The organism is Streptomyces sp. NPDC104371 (assembly GCF_055583785.1).
Genome location: NZ_JBVJNF010000004.1, coordinates 190,130 through 205,728, shown reverse-complemented (window position 1 = coordinate 205,728; position 15,599 = coordinate 190,130). Strand labels below are relative to the sequence as shown.

Below are 15,599 nucleotides of genomic sequence, written 5' to 3'. Positions count from 1 at the left end.
CCGCGAGCAACTGACCGGCGGTAAACGCGGGTTGGTCAGGGGCGGTCGCCTTGTTCGATAGTCGGCCGCTCCGCGTGCCCATAGGGCACGACGCCCACCGCTGGCGCACCTTCCCCGGCGAACGCACCCTCGTCGTCGCCGCCCGTACGGTCACCTCGACCGTACGGGTCCTCGAGACGCTGCCCTCACTCGTACGCGACGACACCCGAGTGAGCGTCGTCTTCGCCTACGACCCCACGTCCGCGTTCAACTCCGGCGTCCTCGACCTCCTCCACAGCGCCGGGTGCCGGGTGGCCCCCTGGGAGCAGTTGGGGAGCATCACCCCCGACCTGATCCTCTCCGCCAGCGAGAACATCGACGTACCGGAGGGCGACTGCCCCGTGCTGGTGCTGCCCCATGGCATCGGCTTCCAGAAGCACGTACCGGACTCGCGCAGCCGGCGCGAGCGGCTCTCCGGGGTCGTATCGGACTCCTTGCTGGAGTCGGGGCGCGCCTGGCTGGCGATCTCGCATCCGGCGCAGGAGGAGCAGCTGCTCGCCACCCACCCGAAGGCGGCCGGGCGCACCCTGCTGGTCGGCGACCCGTGCATCGACGAACTGGCCGCCGGCCGCACGCACCGGCAGGCCTACCGCGAGGCGCTGGGCGTGGCCGCACATCAGCGGCTGGTCATGGTCAGCTCGACCTGGGGGCCCAGTTCACTCCTCGGACGTCACCCCGACCTCGTCGCCCGCCTGCTGGCCCACCTCCCCTGCGACGAGTACCGGGTGGGTGCGATCGTGCACCCCAACGTGTGGTCCGCCCACGGGAGTTGGCAGCTCCGTACGCATCAGGCCGCCGCTCTCGACGCGGGGCTCCTGCTGATGCCGACCGTCCACGCCTGGCGGCCCGCGCTCGTCGCCGCGGATGTCGTGGTGGGCGACCATGGCTCGGTGACGCTGTACGGCGCGTCGGCCGGTACGCCCTTGCTGCTGGCCGCGTTCGGCGCGGACGCCGTGCCCGGGACAGCCGGTCATGACCTGGCGGCCGTCGCGCCCCGGCTGGATCCTCGCGGAGACCTGCGCCGACAGGTGGAGGATGCCGTACGCGCGCACGCCCCCGAGCCCTACGCCACGATCGCGGCGCGGGCCTTCGCTGAGCCCGGCCACGCTCTCGCTCGACTCCGCACCGCCGTCTACGAGTTGCTGAAGCTCCCGGAACCGCGCACCGCGCCACCGATCTCTCCGGTGCTCCCGGTTCCGGATCCGCCCGGCGCGCCGGTCACCTCGTGGCAGGTGACGACCGACGTCACCGGGGACGACGAGGCGCCCACCGTCACCGTGCGCCGCATCCCGGCGACCGTCAGCGCGTACGGCCCGACGCCTCCGGACTCCCCCACCCGCTTCACACACCTGGCCTGCGCGGACGACGAACGCGACCCCCGGCTGACCGAGAGCGCCTCGGTCGTCGTCCGACCCCGGCCCGCTCCCACGACGACGGGAGCGCTGCGCTGGATCGAGGACACCCTCACCCGGCTGCCGGGGAGTCTGCTCGCGACGTCGGCGGTGCGCGGGGGTGGCTGTCTGGTCGGGCTGCGGGACGGCCGGGTCGTGGAGGCCACGGTCACGGGCCGAGGCACGGATCCGGGACTTCCCGCGGCCGTCGTCCACGCCCTCCTGTGTACGGGACTTGAGCTGGACGACGCCCAAGTGACCCTACGGACAGGTGACATCGGCAGCATCGACGACACCGGGGACATCGGCGGCATCGGGGACGAGGACGTCGTCCTCCGTCTTCGCCCCACCCCGTCGCGCGGCTGAGCGGCCCCCGACCCGGCCAAGGCCTCAGCGGTCGAGGCTCCGCACCCGCCGACGCAACTCCTCCGTGCGGGACCGGTTGCCGAGCGCCTCGTGGATGTCGGCGGCCCGGCTGAGGCAGGCGCGCACCAACTCCGCGTTACCGCCCGCTCTTTGGGCGATGTCGGCCAACTGCTCCCGGGCCTGTGCCTCGTACTGCATCCACTTCGCTTCCGCGCCCAGGGCCGCCACCGCGGTGCGCAGTTCGCGGATCGCTTCTTCGGTGTCGCCGAGGTGATCGTGTACGACGCCGAGGGCGGCCCTGGTCCGGGCGGCCATGCGCCGGTCAGGCTCCTCGCGGCCCTCCAGATCCCGAAGTGCCCGTCGCAGGAGGTCCATTGCCTCTGCGTGATCCCCTCGTGCGTCCAGCGCGCACCCGAGGAAGAAGGTGACGAGCGCGACACCGCGGGACTCTCCGGCCCGCTGGTTGAGTTCGAGGGCGCGCTGATACGCCTCGACGGCCCGGGGTGGCTCGACGATGTCCAGGTACCGTCCGAGGAACTCCTGGACGGAGGCCCGTAGATCGAGGCGATCGGTCGTCTCGGCGAGGGTGACGGCTCGCGCCAGGTGCTCTCCCGCGCGGTCCGTCTCCCCGAGGTCCAGCAGCGGCCGGGACAGCAGGCTGCGCAGCCGGGCCTCTCCGGCCATGGCATCTGCCAGCTCTCCCGGCGTGTCCGCGCGGGCCACCGCTGCCTCGGCCGCCTCGATGCCGAGTTCGAGTGACTCCCGCCAGGCCCTGAGATAGCGGTGGTACAGGAACAACACCGAGAAGGATTCGGCCAGTTGCCAGCCCAAGGTGTACAGCTCGTATCGGACGACCGAACGCAGCACCGCCAGGATGGCGTGACGCTCGGTGTCCAGCCATTCCAGCGGCGGGGGCCCACCGGCCGCGCCGAAGGGGTCGTCGGCGTCGCGCAGCAGATCCGAGAGGTCTGCGATCCGCAGCCGCTCTCTCCTGAGCGCCCGGTCGGCGAACGCGGTCAGGGCGAGATAGTGCGTGCCCACCCGTTCCGTCAACGCGGCTTGCTCACTGGCCGGTTCCTCCTCCACCGCCCGCTCACGGGCATGCAGGCGGACCAGGTCGTGCATGCGATAGCGACCGTCACTCATGGTCTCCACCAGGCTCGCCTTCACCAGGGCGCGCAGCAGGCGCTTCGCGCTCCCCGTGCCGACACCCGCGGCCACCGCGGCCACGCCGGCGTCGAAGACCCCGAAGGGCAGCCAGCCGAGCAGCCGGTAGAGCCGGGCCGCGTCGGGCGGCAGCATCCGGTAGGAAGGGCCCAGTACGGCGGACACCGCTGACTCCTCTCCGTCCAGGGCCAGGGCGCTCAACCGACCGGCCTCGTCCTCAAGTTCGGCGGCCAGTTCCGCCATGCTCAGGCCGTCGTCGGTGACCAGACGCGCGGCCACCACCTGAAGGGCGACCGGCAGCCCACCGCAGAGCTCCACCAGCCGCTTCGCGGCCTCCGGTTCGGCCTCGACCGCCGCTTCCCCGCACCGCTTCCTGAGCAGCTCCATCCCGCCGTGCGCGTCCAACGGCTTGACGGAGATCAACCGGGCACCGTCCTGGGCGGCCAGCTCGACGAGCACACGCTGACTCGTGGCCAGAACCGCGCTGCCGGGTCCCTTGGGGATGAGCGCACGCACCTGCCCCGGCTGGCTGACGTCATCAAGAACCAGCAGGATGCGCAGGTCGGCCGTGCGCGACCGGAAGAGATTGGTCCGCTCGACCAACGAGTCCGGGATACCGCTGTCGCCGCCCGCCAGCGCCCTCAGACACATGGCCAGGGCCTCGGAGACGTCGCCGCCGGGACCGGTCATCGGTGGGGCCTGGTCGCGCAGGGCGCCGTAGTCCACGTACAACTGCCCGTCCGGGAAGCGCTCCCGCGCCTCTGCCGCCCACCGCCAGGCCATGGCCGTCTTACCGACACCCGGCAGCCCGCCCAGCACACCGACGTCGACATGCCCGCCCCCACCCGAGCCCTCGCCCAGCGCCCCGTCCAGGACGGCGAGTTCGGCCGTACGGTTGCTGAACGGAACGGTGAGCGCGGGCACTTGATCAGGCTTGGCGGCAACACCGGTTACGACTGACGGTGGTGCGGACTGAACGTGAAAGGTGATGCCACCGTGGATGTGCGACCCCTGAAAGGCGGGACCATAGTTCACGCCACCGCTGACGAGGTTGACGAAGGTACGCGACGCCTCCGGAGCCAACGCGCCCAGCATCTCGGCGAGTTCCTCAGCAGTACCGGGGTCGGCCTGGAAGGCCCCTTCCAACCGCTGCCTGAGCCACCCTTGAACCCGCGCCTCGCCATCGGCATCACCCACGGCCCGCGCCCGACTCAACTCCGCCCGTCGCGCCTCCAGTTCGTCATCACCACCGTGATCCGCCCCGCGCCGCCGCAACAACCGAACCAGCCCACCCCGCGCCCGCTCCCAGGCCTCCGAGACCATCAGCCCGACCAGTGCCGTAGCACCCGAAGCGGCAAGAGCCTGCAACTCGGCTTCCACACAGCCCCCTTCACCCACAGAGCCCCACCGGACTCCCGGACACCAACCGTAGGGAGATCTCACCCGCACGAACAGCCCGACTCGCCACCGACGGGCCCAGTAGCCTTCGCCGTAGGCCAAGAACTGCGCGATCAAGGTGCACCCACGGCAGACGCACGAGGGAAGTGACGGCACTCAAATGAGCAGCAACCACGCCGATCGCGTGCTGGAACGCCTGTTCGCCATCAAATGGACGGACATGGAAGGCTTCAACAGGCACGAGCCGTCAAGGGCCCGGCTCATGCGAGAGTATCTACGCCGTGCGGCACTCTGGGCGAACAAGCTCGGCGGCGTCCCGAAGTGGCCCTTCTTTGACATCGCGGAGTGCATCGCGCCGTCAGTACGGGTGCGACCCGACCATTCCGCCAAATTGCAGGAATACATCGAAACCAACATAGGCGGAATCTCCACCGAAAGAGCCTGTTATGCGGCATTGCACTGGGCAACGTTGCGCGAAACCTCCCTGGAACTACCTGACCTGGAGGACCCGTTCGAGCCGCTGATCACCATGTATGAGCGGGGCGGTGAGATCGAATTCGATGAAACCCGCACGTTCAACTTTGGAATCCGCATCGTGCGCATAAATCCATGGCGAGAGCATCTCTCATACGAGCCGTACACCTCCCTCGACCCCACCGAGCTGGACCTGCTGGACGCAGAGAAGTGAAGAATGCGAGCAGGATGAGCACGGCCAGCCGATGAACAGACAACTTGAGACGTTCATCAGGACCTACCTCCACATGGAGATGGCCTACCGCACCGGTGGATATCTACGCCCGACCCTGTTCGGCTTCAGCGAGTTCTACGTTCTGCACGTACGTGAGGGTCTCTCCCAACTCCTGAATTCCAGAAGCCTCTCCGTCGAGGAATATGAGGGTCTGAGCGACATCGAGTTCCCTGGGGAAGACTCCCTTTACGAATACCTTCAGTCCATGTACGCCTACCTGTTCGATGACCTCCCTGATCAACCGATGCCACCCGAGTAACCCGGAGGTGTCCGGTGCGGGAAGGGCGGGTCGTCCGGACCGCAGATGGCGAGCGCGACCTCTGACGCACGAGCGCGGCATCCCACGTTCAGCACGTTCGGCTTGCCTCGCGAAGGGTGAGGGTCAAGGCTCGATATTGAACGTGCGCATCACGCCTGGTCACAGGGCAGGGTGATGGCTGCAACCCCTCGCAGAAGGGTTAGGGCATCAGAACGTGAACATATCGAGAACAGTTGGAGTGGTCGCCAGTGCGGCACTTGCTGTGATGGGCGTGCCGGCCACCGCCTCGCCAGGAACAGCCGCCCCCAAGGACGTCGGCACAGAGAAGCTGGACCTGACGTTCACCGGAACCGCGATGTATGGGTATCCGTTCAAATCGAAGAAGCCGGGGGACGAATTCGGGGGCAGCGGGAAAGTCAGCGAGAAGAACCGCCGAGTAGGCGACGGCAAATTCTCGTACTACTGCAAGATCACTGCGGTCAATACCGCCCCCAACGGGTACACCAACATCTGTCACGCCGCGCTGGACCTGCCCAAGAAGGGGCAGATCGCGCTGGAGTCACTGGTCACCCAAAGGGCCGGTACTTCGGGATTCCAGATGGCGGTCACAGGTGGAACGGGCGACTACGAGTTGGTGAGGGGGCATGCCGACTTCACCGAGCAACCACGACCGGCGAAGATCGTCGTCTCTCTGGTCCATCCGACGAAGACGCCGACGTAGCGCCCGACGCCCCTGTTCATGTTCAAAGGCTTCGAGAACCGTCGACCGACTTCATGCCGCAGGCGGAGCCCGGGGGTCAGGGTGTCAGGGTGTCACCCATCGCCACTGCCACCGGGCGACCGCCTCCAGCAAGCACACCGGGAGTTACCTCAGGCGGAGGCGCGTCGCCGGTTCACGCCGAGGGGATGGTCTCGATCCGTTCCCGGTTGAGGAGATACATCGGTATGTACGGGTGCTTCTCGCCGATCGGGAACCCGAAGTCATAGGCGAGGCTCGCCATCGCGAGCGGCCCGAGGGCCACCTGGGCGCGCGGTGCCCTGGACTCACCCCAGTAACCGCCGTGCTCCGTAAGGGCTTCGGAGAGCGCCTCGTTGAAGGCGTCGTGGTCGCCTGCGATCAGGCGGTGGAAGAGGGCGACCGGCTGATAGTCGATACCGTTCACGAAGTCCTTCGGCGCGTGGGTCACCGCGTCGGGCATCGAAGTGTCCATGGTGGCGATCAACTTCTCCACGACGTCGTCCATGGAACGCTCGGAGAAATAGATCCGCAGGGTCTCGATCCAGTGCAGGACATACTCGTCGACGGAGTCGTCCTGTCGCAGCGTCGCCAACGGCACCTCGCACAGCCGACCGATCCGGTCCCTCTGGCGGCACACGATCGCGAGATAGAGGGCATCCAGCCAGGCACGGGCGTCCGCAGGTGGTTCGGCGGACGTGGCAGGCAGGTGGCTGACGCGGTCCTCGTCCACGTAGCACTCCTGTGACTGCCCACCGGTGAACAGGGCACAGCCGAGTTGCAGTGCGGCGGCCCACGCACCCCACGTATCGGCGTACGCGGCCTCGGGGTCCGCGGCGCAGTGAGCGTGGGCAAGCGCGAGGGCGGATGTGAAGGCCTCACCCCACCCCGCGGGGGCCTCAGCAAGTCCTGCTATCAACTCGACTGTGTCACGCACGAGTTCCTTGGCCTCTGGAGACTTCTCCGCGCTACTCGCGGCGAGGCGCCCCGCGCCGTCCAGTCGGACGAGTCCCTTCATCAGCCCGAGCAGATGCGGCGGCGGCTGCACGGAGAAGGTTCGTGTGTCGTCATCGATGACCGTGAGCGACGTCAAGCTGCCGCGGTACCACCAGTAGACCCGCGGGGACAGCGACCCCGGACCGTCCTCATAGGCACCCAACGCACATGTGCCGAGGTCGTTGACGGCATCGACCACGGTGCCATCGGTGATGGGGTGATACACCAGCAGATGCCGGTTCGGTACGGCGACGAGGGCACCGGCGTCCGGGAGCGGCTCGCCGGTGGCCTGCCTGACCGCTTCGGACAGATACAGCGCCTTGCTGGAGACGAAAGGGGAGTCACCGTACAGCGAGTGCAGCCTTGCCCGTCCCTCGATCGGCACTTCCTCGTGCACGACGGGTACGCGCATCAGGTTCGTGTACGCCGCCTGCCCCAGCTCCTCGAGCCCCGCTCGCTCCACGTCGTTGTCGGTGAGGATCCGCACAGTGGTGGGCTGGTCAAGGGCAAAGGCGAAGACGAGCCCGTCGGCCACCATACGCGCGTACCGCATGGCCTCGGCCGTTTCAGGCGTGAACGAGTCGACGGGCAGCAGCCGGGCGTGTACACCCCGCAGCAGTTCCTCGGCACTCTCGTCCCCGTTACCCGCCTGCCGCAGCCGAGCGAAGTGCTCGGCGACGAGGTCAGGCCATTGGTCCTGCGGCACGTTGCGGCACATGTGCGCCAGGTTGGTCAGGGGGTAGTCATGGCCGTCCTGCGCGTACGGGGCGACGAGCGCCCGCAGATGTAACGCCTGCGCGGTGGTCAACATCGGCAGGGCGGGGTCGGGAGTGTCCATCGGGTTCATCTCATCGACTCTACGAGGCGCCTATGACACTCCGAAGTTGACTGTGCGGGGCCCAGTCCTAGATTGGCGCGATGGGTGTGTGCATAGAGCTACTGATCGTGGACTGGCCACGCGTGGAGGCAGCGGCGCCCGACGAGCGCGAGGAGCTACTGACCGATGCCACGTTCGGCGAGGCATACAGCGAAGACTAGTCCCAGCATGGCTGGTCGTGGTCCACACTGCCGGGTGAGGACTGGTTCGGCAGATATGTCTTCAGGAACAGCAGACACGGCTCGTACACGCCGCATGTCTGGGCGGGTTTCCGCTGGGACCACATGCGTGACTTCGTCGAACCCTTCGTCGAACCCGAGATCCGCGACGCACTCGACCGGTTCCTAGATGTCTTGTTCTGGCACGGCCTTGAGGACGCCACGGGTGCCGACGCGGGACTTCCTGACCGGCCCCGTTCCGCCGCATGCTGATTGAACGAGCCGCTCAGTAGCTCCAGTTGGGGCGCGGCTTGCCGTCACCATCCGGCGATCAGCGGTACGTCAGGTCACGGAGGCGGAACGCCGCGGCTGGGGCATCGTGGGCCTGCGCTGCTGACCACCTGTTGAAGGCAAGGCAACTGCTCAACGTAGCGGTCTAGTTGGTGCCGCTACGGCAAGGGATTACGTAGGGATAGACGGGCAGATGTACCTCGCGGAGAGTCCCGACCACGTACGCGACTCGAAGCAGCGGGAAGGCACGCAAGTCGCCCTGTCCCCCACCGCCTGGACGGCGTTCATCACCCACACTGCGGGCAAACGATTCCCCAGTAGCCTGTGCGACTATGGCCGACCTGTATGAACTGACGCTCGCGCTGGACCTCCGTGACGACTTGACGGAGCAGGAACTCGCGGAACTGCGATGGCATCTAGGGGCGGGACCCCAGCCGGAGACGCTGGGCATAGTGACCGAGTTCCCGGTAGTCGTGGAGGAAGAAGACGGAGAGATCGTCATCGAGGACCACCCCGAACCCCTCCTGGCTTGCCACGATGCCGGCTACAAGGTGGAGGGCGCCCTCGTCTCGGTACTGCTCCGCAAGCAGGGCGGGGGGCACGACGCTTGGGCCCTGACGAGCCGCCAGGAGATCCACCCGGACGACTTCGACCGCACAGGTCAACTCCTCAACTGGCTTGCGACCAAGGCCGATGAACGACACCACGGCCTCGACGGCAGCGTCGATCTGGGATGGATCCGCTTCTACGAAGCGCGCCTGCCCGAGCCGCTGCTCGCGCGCGACGGCGCGGTCGCCTGGCCGTCGTAGATCCATCTCCAGACCAGCCGGTGCGTACTTCGGCAGCAGGCGAAAGCAGTAGCTATGAGAACCGCTGCTCGCCGAAGACACCCGGCAGCGCGTTGGCTCGCGATCATCTGCAGGGAGCGTGGCCGCCTGACCCAACTCTCCAACGTCCCAGTCGACTTGCTCCGCGATTCTGGTGCGATCTATGACCTCTTCGAGCATGGCTGGTCGTGGTCCGCACAGCCAGGTAAGGACTGGTTCGGCAGGCACGCCTTCCGGAACACATGTGGCTCGTTCAAGCCACACGTGTGGGGAGGTATCCGCTGGGAGTACATGCGGGACTTCGTCGAGCCCAGGGTGCGCGAGGAACTCGCCCGATTCATCGACTTCGGGCCCCGTTCGACGAGCACGCCTCCGATCCCAGCGGACGCATCGGTACGTTCGAATCCTTCACGGACCTTCTGACCGACTGGGGAGAGGTGGTCGTGGAGGCAGAGCGTCGCGGCTGGGGCAGCGTGAGCCTGCGCGGCTGATCACCGTTCGGGTGCCGGCTGCGGCGTGATTTCGACCCCTTCCTCGAAGTTGCGTTGCACCCGCATCACCTGTTGCGTAAGCCTGTGCGAATAGACGTCTGATGCCTGTGGAACCTGTGAGGGCTGCGAGGGGCATTGCCTAGTTGACGGTATAGAGGCTGATGCTGGTGGACGGGGTGCGGGGAGTATGAAGTTCGACATGGGGTCGACGACTCTGTCGACGTTGGCCAAGAGTACGAGTGGGTCGAGTGATGATCTGGGTTCGTTGATCCAGCAGTTGATCGCTGCGGCGCAGCCGTTGGAGGGGAAGTTCAACGGTGAGGGGAAGGCGGCGTTCGATTCGTTCAAGTTGCGTGCGGATGAGATCACGGCGGCGTTGAACGGTTCGTTGTCTTCGATCCTGGGTGGTCAGTCGGGTATGGACAGCGCGTTCGGTACGGGTGATCAGGAGCAGTCGGACAACGCGCATCAGAACATGGGCAGCGCGAACTTCGACGCGGCCCGCTTTCACGGCTGAGATACGGGGGGTTTGATCATCATGGCGACTTCGGACCGGCGTTCGTATGACACGGGTGCCTCGGCGGAGGTTCAGGGTGGTCTGCAGGGCATCGTGGGCCGTCTGGAGACGGTGCTGGGTGACCGGGACCGTGCGGTGAAGACGGCGATGGCGGACTATCAGGCCGACGGGGTCTCGGACGAGTACCACGGCAAGGAGGTCCGCTGGAACAAGGCGGCAGGCGAGGTACGGGACATCATCCAGTTGGTGCGCTCCACGCTGGAGAAGAACGACGGCACCGCCCAGTCCACCCTCGCCAAGGCACGGGCCGCGGTCAACAACATCGGCTGACACCAGCGGAGTTACGTGCACGAGCGGCGTGAGGTGAGACTCGCGCCGTCTACGGGGATGAGGGGTGTGCTGTCGGATTGCGGCGTCTTCGCGAAGAACATGACGGACGCGGGCAATGCGATCCCAAGATCCCTGCCACGTCAATCCCCTACGTCGACGCCACCAGCAAGGTCGTCTACCTCACCCACGAAGGCCACGTCCTCAACGTCAACGGAAGCCTCGCGTCGCACCGGGAGCCTCCGACTCCCGCGGTCATGGCATCCGGGACGGACGTGAAACATCCTCGGTAGCCCTCAACCATGGAGTGGCAGTATTCACGATGCGTAAGACATTCGCCGAGTGCATGCTGGAACGCCTGTTCGCCATTAAATGGCACGATGCGGAGGCCTTCTACAAGCACGAGCCGTCTCGGGTTGAGCTAATGAGTGAATATCTACGCCGGGGCGCCCTCTGGGCGAACGAGCTCGGCGGCACTCGAAAGTGGCCCTTCTTTGACATCGCCGAGCGCATCGCACCATCGGTGCAGGTACCGCCCGAACTGTAGCACAACTCCAGACATACATCGAACAGAACATAGGCGGCATTTCCACCGAATACGCATGCCATGCCGCATTGCGTTGGGCGACATTGCGTGACTCTAACCTGAAGCTGCCAGACCTGGAAGACCCATTCGAGCCGCTGATCACACTGTACGAGCGAGGCGGTGAGATCATCGCCGATGAGACCCGTGCGTTTGACTTTGGAATCCAGAGTGTGCGAGTAAGGGCATGGCGAGAGCACCTCTCATCCGAGCCATGCACTTCCCTCGATCCCGCCGCACTAGACGCGCTGGACGCTGAGAAGGCGTATCGGCGAAACGGAATCTGGCGAACGACCTGACGGCTCGGCAGCCCTCGGTTGCTCGCTATTACATGCCTCGCCTATGGTGCTGGCTTGCCTATTGGGGCGGAGTCCAACTGTCTTCCGGAGCATCTCCTGGAACGTACCTGGGTAGGCAAGTTCGAGGCCTGAGAGCGGAGGGCCTGACAGTCTCGCAGCAACTGGCCCGCCCACGCTCAACTGCCTGCGCAGGCACCTGGCTCACCGCGTTCTGGCTGGCCGTCACCGACGGCCCGGGTGCGGTAGCCGTTGGAGCCGCTCGCATCGGTGGTGATCAGCAGACGTGTCGCCTTCGGATAGGCGGCCTGGCCCTGGCCATGCCACCAGCGGCGGAACGAGCCGGTGTTCGCCACCAGGTCGTAGACGCCCATAAGGGGGCGCCTTGCCGAGCTGCGGGGCGGGGCAACAAGGACGGGTGGGAACCCGCAGGTAGAAGCGGGGATCCCCGCCCGACAAGAAATGGCCCTGACCCGGGTGAAACCACAGGTCAGGGCCACAACGGCAGACGAGTCGGGCTGTACGCCGGGAACTGTGGACTCGTGGGCTCTCACCTGCGGAAACGTGGTTCGGGAACTGCCGATCGCCACGTCATCGCCACACCCCGGCGAAGGGGGCTGTTCGCCGCCACTGCTACGCGGCGGCGGACTCCCCATCCTCGAACACCTCGGGCGGGATCTCAACATCCTCGGTCTCCTCAAAGAACACCACCTCCAGAGCCTTCCGGTCTCGCGCCGCCGCGCCCTTCACCTGGTGGCGGTACACCTCCCGAAGCTCCTCCGGGGAGGCGTGGCCCATGTAGAGCTGGACGGTCGACTCGGCGACACCCTGGTCCAAGGCGTGTGACGCGAAGGAGTGGCGGAGGTCGTGAAATCGGAAGTCGTCGGGGAGACCGGCGACGGCCAGGGCTCGCTTGAAGGTCTTGTAGAAGGAGCCCCTGCGGATGACGTTGCCCCTGGAGGAGCGGAAGAGGATCTCGCGCCCTTCCATGTCGACCAACACCGACTGGGTGTCGAGGTGATCCAGCAGGGCACGGTGGGCGAAGGCCGGGAGGGGCACCTCGCGACCGTGCGAGGTCTTCGTCTTGTTGTAGTCGACCAGTTCCACCTTCTTGTTGCTGTGGACGATCACCTGCCGCTTGACGGTCAACGTCCCGGCCTCGAAGTCGATGGCGTCCCGGCATAGGCCGAACGCTTCACCCGACCTGAGCCCGCAGCCGACGCCCAGCATGATCAGCGCCCTGCTGTGCTCGGGCATGGCCTGGTAGAGCGCCCAGACCTGTTCGCGCGTTGCAGGAACGATTCTCTTCCGGACGATCTCCGGAAGGACGATGTCCACGCAGGGGGTGAAGGGGATGATCCTCTTCCGCACCGCGCTGTTGACGCAGGCGCGGAGGGTCTTGTAGATCAGGTGGACGGTTCGAGGAGCCAGCCCCTTCGGTATGAGCTCGTGGTCAACCCACTTCTGGATGTCCAGCGGATCGATGCGGTGGAGCAACATGCCGCCGAACCTCGGCTGTATGTGCTTTCGCATGTTCCTCTCGTAGGACTCCTGCGTGCCCGGACGCCGGCCGGGGCGGCTGAGCCACTCCTCCGAGTAGGTCAAGAACGTCGTTCGGAGGTGCTTGGGCCGCACCGCGACGCCCTTGTCCTTGGCTTCGAGCACCTTCCTCTCGTATGCCTGGGCGTCGCCCTTCTTCTCGAACGTCATGTCGGCCGGTTCGCCGTTGGCGTCTCGGACGCGGGCCGTCCATCCGTGCGTGCAGTTCACCCGCTCGCACTCGCAGCGCTTCAAGCAGATGCACTTCGCCGGATTCTTGTGTCTGCACTTCTCGGCACAGAGGCAGGTGCACTTGCAGCGCTTGCTTACGGACATGTTTCTCCCTTCGGTGTTGGGTGGTGGGGTAGGCGGACGCCGGGGCCGTCAGATGGCCTGCCGGTCGATCCACTTCTCAAGATCGGCGGGGCGGCATCGAAGCTGGTTGCCGATGCGGCGGAAGGGGATCTCCGCGCGCCGCCAGTTGCCGTAGACCCAGCTCCTCGGCTTGTCGAGGTAGGCCGCCACTTCGTCGAGGGTCAGCAGCTTGGTCACAGACCGCTCCCGCCGAAGCTGGTCAACTCGCTCGCGGCTTCCCGCGCGTGGGCCGCGCTCCGAAGAGCCCGCCGTTTGTCGTCCTTCAGGGCCTGGATTGCGGTGAGGATCACGTCGAGGGTGTCCGCGTCGGGTCGGCCAGGTCTCGACCGGATGCCGAGCGCCTCGGCGATCAGGGTGAGGTCGTCACAGTCCGGGTCCGGACGGCGCCCCCCTCTGTACTGGCGGCACTCCCGGCCGCTGACTCCCAGGACCCAGCCCCATCCATTGGCGAGCGCCTTCTCGCTATGGCTCAAGCGGCGGCCCCGGCGTACTCGGCACGGGAGAGCGAGGTCAGGTGGTACATGCCGTACGCGCACTCGTAGAAGCGGTTCTCGCGGTAGAGCCCGCGGCGGTTGCCCTTGCGCTCCCCCACGCGGTCGCGCTTGGCTTGCGCCCTGCCGAGCGCCTTGGCGGCGGTCCGCTCGTCGTCGTACCCGCGCTCCTTGCCGCACTCGCAGCGGCTGAACGCCACGGCCCTGATGGTCATGCCTGAACTCCTTGGTCTACTTGCGGAACTTGTTGCACGGGCAGGTCGGTATCTGGCAGGCGCCCCGTGCGGCGCTTGCGGCGGAGTGGGTGAACGGGGCGTGGCCGCACTGCTCGTCCCGGCAGAAGCCCTTCCAGCCCTTCTTGCCGTCGTGGTTGGCGAGCATCAGGCCAGGCGAGTTGAGCTTCACGAGGCGGCCGGCCCCGCCGAACGCCATCTTCGAGGCGAAGCTCCGGGCTTCGGCTTCGTTGCCGAACGGCGCGAAGTTCAGCCCCCGGCTCCCGTCACTCCAGGTGTGGACGAGGGCGATCCAGTCGCGCATCTGGAGGATCTCCCCGACTTCCTTGATCAGCGCCTTGGCCATCTGGTCGGCGCTGTCGAAGCCGGGGTCCTCCAGCAGTGCCTTCACCGCGTCGATCTCCTCCCTGCGGGGAGTGATCCTCACGCGGCGCCCAGGCCCTTCACCGAGACGGGATAGGCGAAGAAGTCCGCCCTCACCGGCTGTGCGAACCCTGGGACGAGGTAGGCGAACCCGCTCGCCTTCAGGCCGCTGTCGCCCTCGGCGTCCTCGAACTCCGAGCCGTCGGGCAACTCGTCAAGTTCGGCTGGGCTGTTGATGGTGGTGCTCACGAGGTTTTCCCTCCCTTCTTTAGTCAAGATTACGCAATCAGCCCAGCCTGCGCAAGTATCGCAATCAGGCCCGAGTAATGGCCTCGACGCTGGCCCGGAGCCCATCCAGGGAGCCGGTGTTCAGGACCGTCACGTCGAAGTCCCAGTTGGAGAGGGCGTTCTCGCTGACGTGGCCGGAGCCCGCGATCAGTGTCTGTCCCGGCCGTCGAATCTCGACCACCAGCCCGCCGCGTTCCTGGATGGCCGCGGCCTCGTTGGGGAACCGCACGTCGCTGATGACCGTGGGCTCCGTCCACTCGTCGTAGTCCCGGAACAGGGCGTCGACCCACACGGTCTCGCCGAGCACCTGGCGGCCGGCCTCTGTGCCGAGCCGCTGGAGGTACTCCCTCACGACCGGGTTGTCCTTCTTCACCTGCTCCCACCCGTACCGGTCCACCTCTTCGGCGAGCGGGAAGGAGCCGTTCACCTCGTCGTCGGGGAGCCAGGGGTTGAGCTGGTACAGCATCTCGCGCACGGGGTCGGCGAACGCCTTCCTGTTCCAGCCGCGCTCAACGAGGAACGAGGCTGCGGTGTCCTTGCCGGACCTGGCGGCGCCCGCGAAGCCGATCAGCGGTGTCTTCATGAGGTTTGACCTTTCGGTTTTCAGCGCTTCGGACGCTTGTTGCGGATGGCCATGTGGTCGGCGCGGTCGCCCAGACGGGCAACGACGAGGTCCCGCGCGGTGTAGCCATGGCGCTCCTTGTCGAGCGCATCGGGCTCGTACAGCTCGGCTTCCGCCGGTATCGCCCCGGATCGCCGTAGGCCGTCGAACCAGTCGAGTGCCTCCGCCCTCGTGTCGAAGTCCATCGGCAGATGCAGGCGGTAGGTCTTGGAGGACATGCG

General features: G+C 66.6%; 20 protein-coding genes and 1 pseudogene. 10 read left to right on the top strand and 11 right to left on the bottom strand.

The features are described from left to right. Positions 1–74 precede the first annotated feature (74 nt). Positions 75–1,796, top strand: a complete 1,722-nt coding sequence (locus ACZ60T_RS15085) for a hypothetical protein (protein ID WP_469666291.1) — start codon at positions 75–77, stop codon at positions 1,794–1,796. Between the two features lie 24 nt (positions 1,797–1,820). Here ACZ60T_RS15085 and ACZ60T_RS15080 read toward each other — a convergent pair whose 3' ends face one another. Then, complete coding sequence (locus ACZ60T_RS15080) at positions 1,821–3,887, bottom strand: tetratricopeptide repeat protein (RefSeq protein ID WP_469666290.1); 2,067 nt, start codon at positions 3,885–3,887, stop codon at positions 1,821–1,823. A gap of 634 nt (positions 3,888–4,521) precedes the next feature. Between ACZ60T_RS15080 and ACZ60T_RS15075 the strand changes: the two genes are divergently transcribed. The 3 genes from ACZ60T_RS15075 to ACZ60T_RS15065 all read left to right on the top strand — a co-directional run bounded on the left by ACZ60T_RS15075 (position 4,522) and on the right by ACZ60T_RS15065 (position 6,089). Beyond that, entirely contained in the window at positions 4,522–5,049 is a 528-nt protein-coding gene (locus ACZ60T_RS15075; protein ID WP_469666288.1) for a hypothetical protein, read from the top strand. A 31-nt stretch (positions 5,050–5,080) separates the two neighbouring features. After that, positions 5,081–5,368 (top strand): hypothetical protein, encoded by a 288-nt coding sequence (locus ACZ60T_RS15070; protein ID WP_469666287.1) that lies wholly within the window; start codon positions 5,081–5,083, stop codon positions 5,366–5,368. Between the two features lie 238 nt (positions 5,369–5,606). Then, entirely contained in the window at positions 5,607–6,089 is a 483-nt protein-coding gene (locus tag ACZ60T_RS15065; RefSeq protein WP_365619814.1) for a hypothetical protein, read from the top strand. Between the two features lie 172 nt (positions 6,090–6,261). Here the strand turns inward: ACZ60T_RS15065 and ACZ60T_RS15060 are convergent, their stop codons facing one another. Continuing rightward, positions 6,262–7,947, bottom strand: a complete 1,686-nt coding sequence (locus ACZ60T_RS15060; protein WP_469666286.1) for an immunity 49 family protein — start codon at positions 7,945–7,947, stop codon at positions 6,262–6,264. Positions 7,948–8,261: 314 nt separating this feature from the next. Between ACZ60T_RS15060 and ACZ60T_RS15055 the strand changes: the two genes are divergently transcribed. The 6 genes from ACZ60T_RS15055 (at position 8,262) to ACZ60T_RS15030 (ending at position 11,135) form a co-directional block, all read left to right on the top strand. Continuing rightward, positions 8,262–8,408, top strand: a complete 147-nt coding sequence (locus tag ACZ60T_RS15055) for a hypothetical protein (protein ID WP_469666285.1) — start codon at positions 8,262–8,264, stop codon at positions 8,406–8,408. A gap of 211 nt (positions 8,409–8,619) precedes the next feature. Next, positions 8,620–8,775: a DUF397 domain-containing protein gene (locus ACZ60T_RS15050; protein WP_469666284.1), complete on the top strand. Its 156-nt coding sequence runs from the start codon at positions 8,620–8,622 to the stop codon at positions 8,773–8,775. Then, entirely contained in the window at positions 8,759–9,235 is a 477-nt protein-coding gene (locus ACZ60T_RS15045; protein ID WP_469666283.1) for a hypothetical protein, read from the top strand. The genes ACZ60T_RS15050 and ACZ60T_RS15045 overlap by 17 nt, the downstream gene beginning before the upstream one ends. 696 nt (positions 9,236–9,931) lie before the next feature. After that, entirely contained in the window at positions 9,932–10,261 is a 330-nt protein-coding gene (locus tag ACZ60T_RS15040; RefSeq protein ID WP_469666282.1) for a hypothetical protein, read from the top strand. A 21-nt stretch (positions 10,262–10,282) separates the two neighbouring features. Next, positions 10,283–10,591 carry a pore-forming ESAT-6 family protein gene (locus ACZ60T_RS15035; RefSeq protein ID WP_469666281.1) on the top strand — a complete coding sequence of 103 codons (309 nt, stop codon included), beginning with the start codon at positions 10,283–10,285 and terminating at the stop codon, positions 10,589–10,591. A 319-nt stretch (positions 10,592–10,910) separates the two neighbouring features. After that, positions 10,911–11,135: a hypothetical protein gene (locus tag ACZ60T_RS15030; protein ID WP_469666280.1), complete on the top strand. Its 225-nt coding sequence runs from the start codon at positions 10,911–10,913 to the stop codon at positions 11,133–11,135. Positions 11,136–11,700: 565 nt separating this feature from the next. On the opposite strand, the pseudogene ACZ60T_RS15025 reads toward ACZ60T_RS15030, so the two are convergent. The 9 genes and pseudogenes from ACZ60T_RS15025 to ACZ60T_RS14985 form a co-directional block, all read right to left on the bottom strand. After that, positions 11,701–11,866: pseudogene (locus ACZ60T_RS15025) on the bottom strand (ISAzo13-like element transposase-related protein); the annotation flags it as partial. A 234-nt stretch (positions 11,867–12,100) separates the two neighbouring features. Continuing rightward, entirely contained in the window at positions 12,101–13,342 is a 1,242-nt protein-coding gene (locus ACZ60T_RS15020; RefSeq protein WP_469666279.1) for a tyrosine-type recombinase/integrase, read from the bottom strand. A gap of 48 nt (positions 13,343–13,390) precedes the next feature. Next, the gene (locus ACZ60T_RS15015) at positions 13,391–13,558 is read right to left on the bottom strand and encodes a helix-turn-helix domain-containing protein (protein WP_469666278.1); all 168 of its coding nucleotides are present in this window, start codon (positions 13,556–13,558) and stop codon (positions 13,391–13,393) included. After that, the gene (locus ACZ60T_RS15010) at positions 13,555–13,854 is read right to left on the bottom strand and encodes a hypothetical protein (protein ID WP_469666276.1); all 300 of its coding nucleotides are present in this window, start codon (positions 13,852–13,854) and stop codon (positions 13,555–13,557) included. The genes ACZ60T_RS15015 and ACZ60T_RS15010 overlap by 4 nt, the downstream gene beginning before the upstream one ends. Further along, entirely contained in the window at positions 13,851–14,087 is a 237-nt protein-coding gene (locus ACZ60T_RS15005) for a hypothetical protein (RefSeq protein ID WP_469666275.1), read from the bottom strand. The genes ACZ60T_RS15010 and ACZ60T_RS15005 overlap by 4 nt, the downstream gene beginning before the upstream one ends. Before the next feature lie 16 nt (positions 14,088–14,103). Further along, on the bottom strand, positions 14,104–14,532 hold the full coding sequence (locus ACZ60T_RS15000) for a hypothetical protein (RefSeq protein WP_469666273.1): 429 nt from the start codon (positions 14,530–14,532) through the stop codon (positions 14,104–14,106). Next, on the bottom strand, positions 14,529–14,717 hold the full coding sequence (locus ACZ60T_RS14995; protein WP_469666272.1) for a hypothetical protein: 189 nt from the start codon (positions 14,715–14,717) through the stop codon (positions 14,529–14,531). The genes ACZ60T_RS15000 and ACZ60T_RS14995 overlap by 4 nt, the downstream gene beginning before the upstream one ends. A 64-nt stretch (positions 14,718–14,781) precedes the next feature. Then, positions 14,782–15,339, bottom strand: a complete 558-nt coding sequence (locus ACZ60T_RS14990; protein WP_469666271.1) for a deoxynucleotide monophosphate kinase family protein — start codon at positions 15,337–15,339, stop codon at positions 14,782–14,784. A gap of 20 nt (positions 15,340–15,359) precedes the next feature. After that, the gene (locus ACZ60T_RS14985; protein WP_469666270.1) at positions 15,360–15,596 is read right to left on the bottom strand and encodes a hypothetical protein; all 237 of its coding nucleotides are present in this window, start codon (positions 15,594–15,596) and stop codon (positions 15,360–15,362) included. Positions 15,597–15,599: the final 3 nt, after the last annotated feature.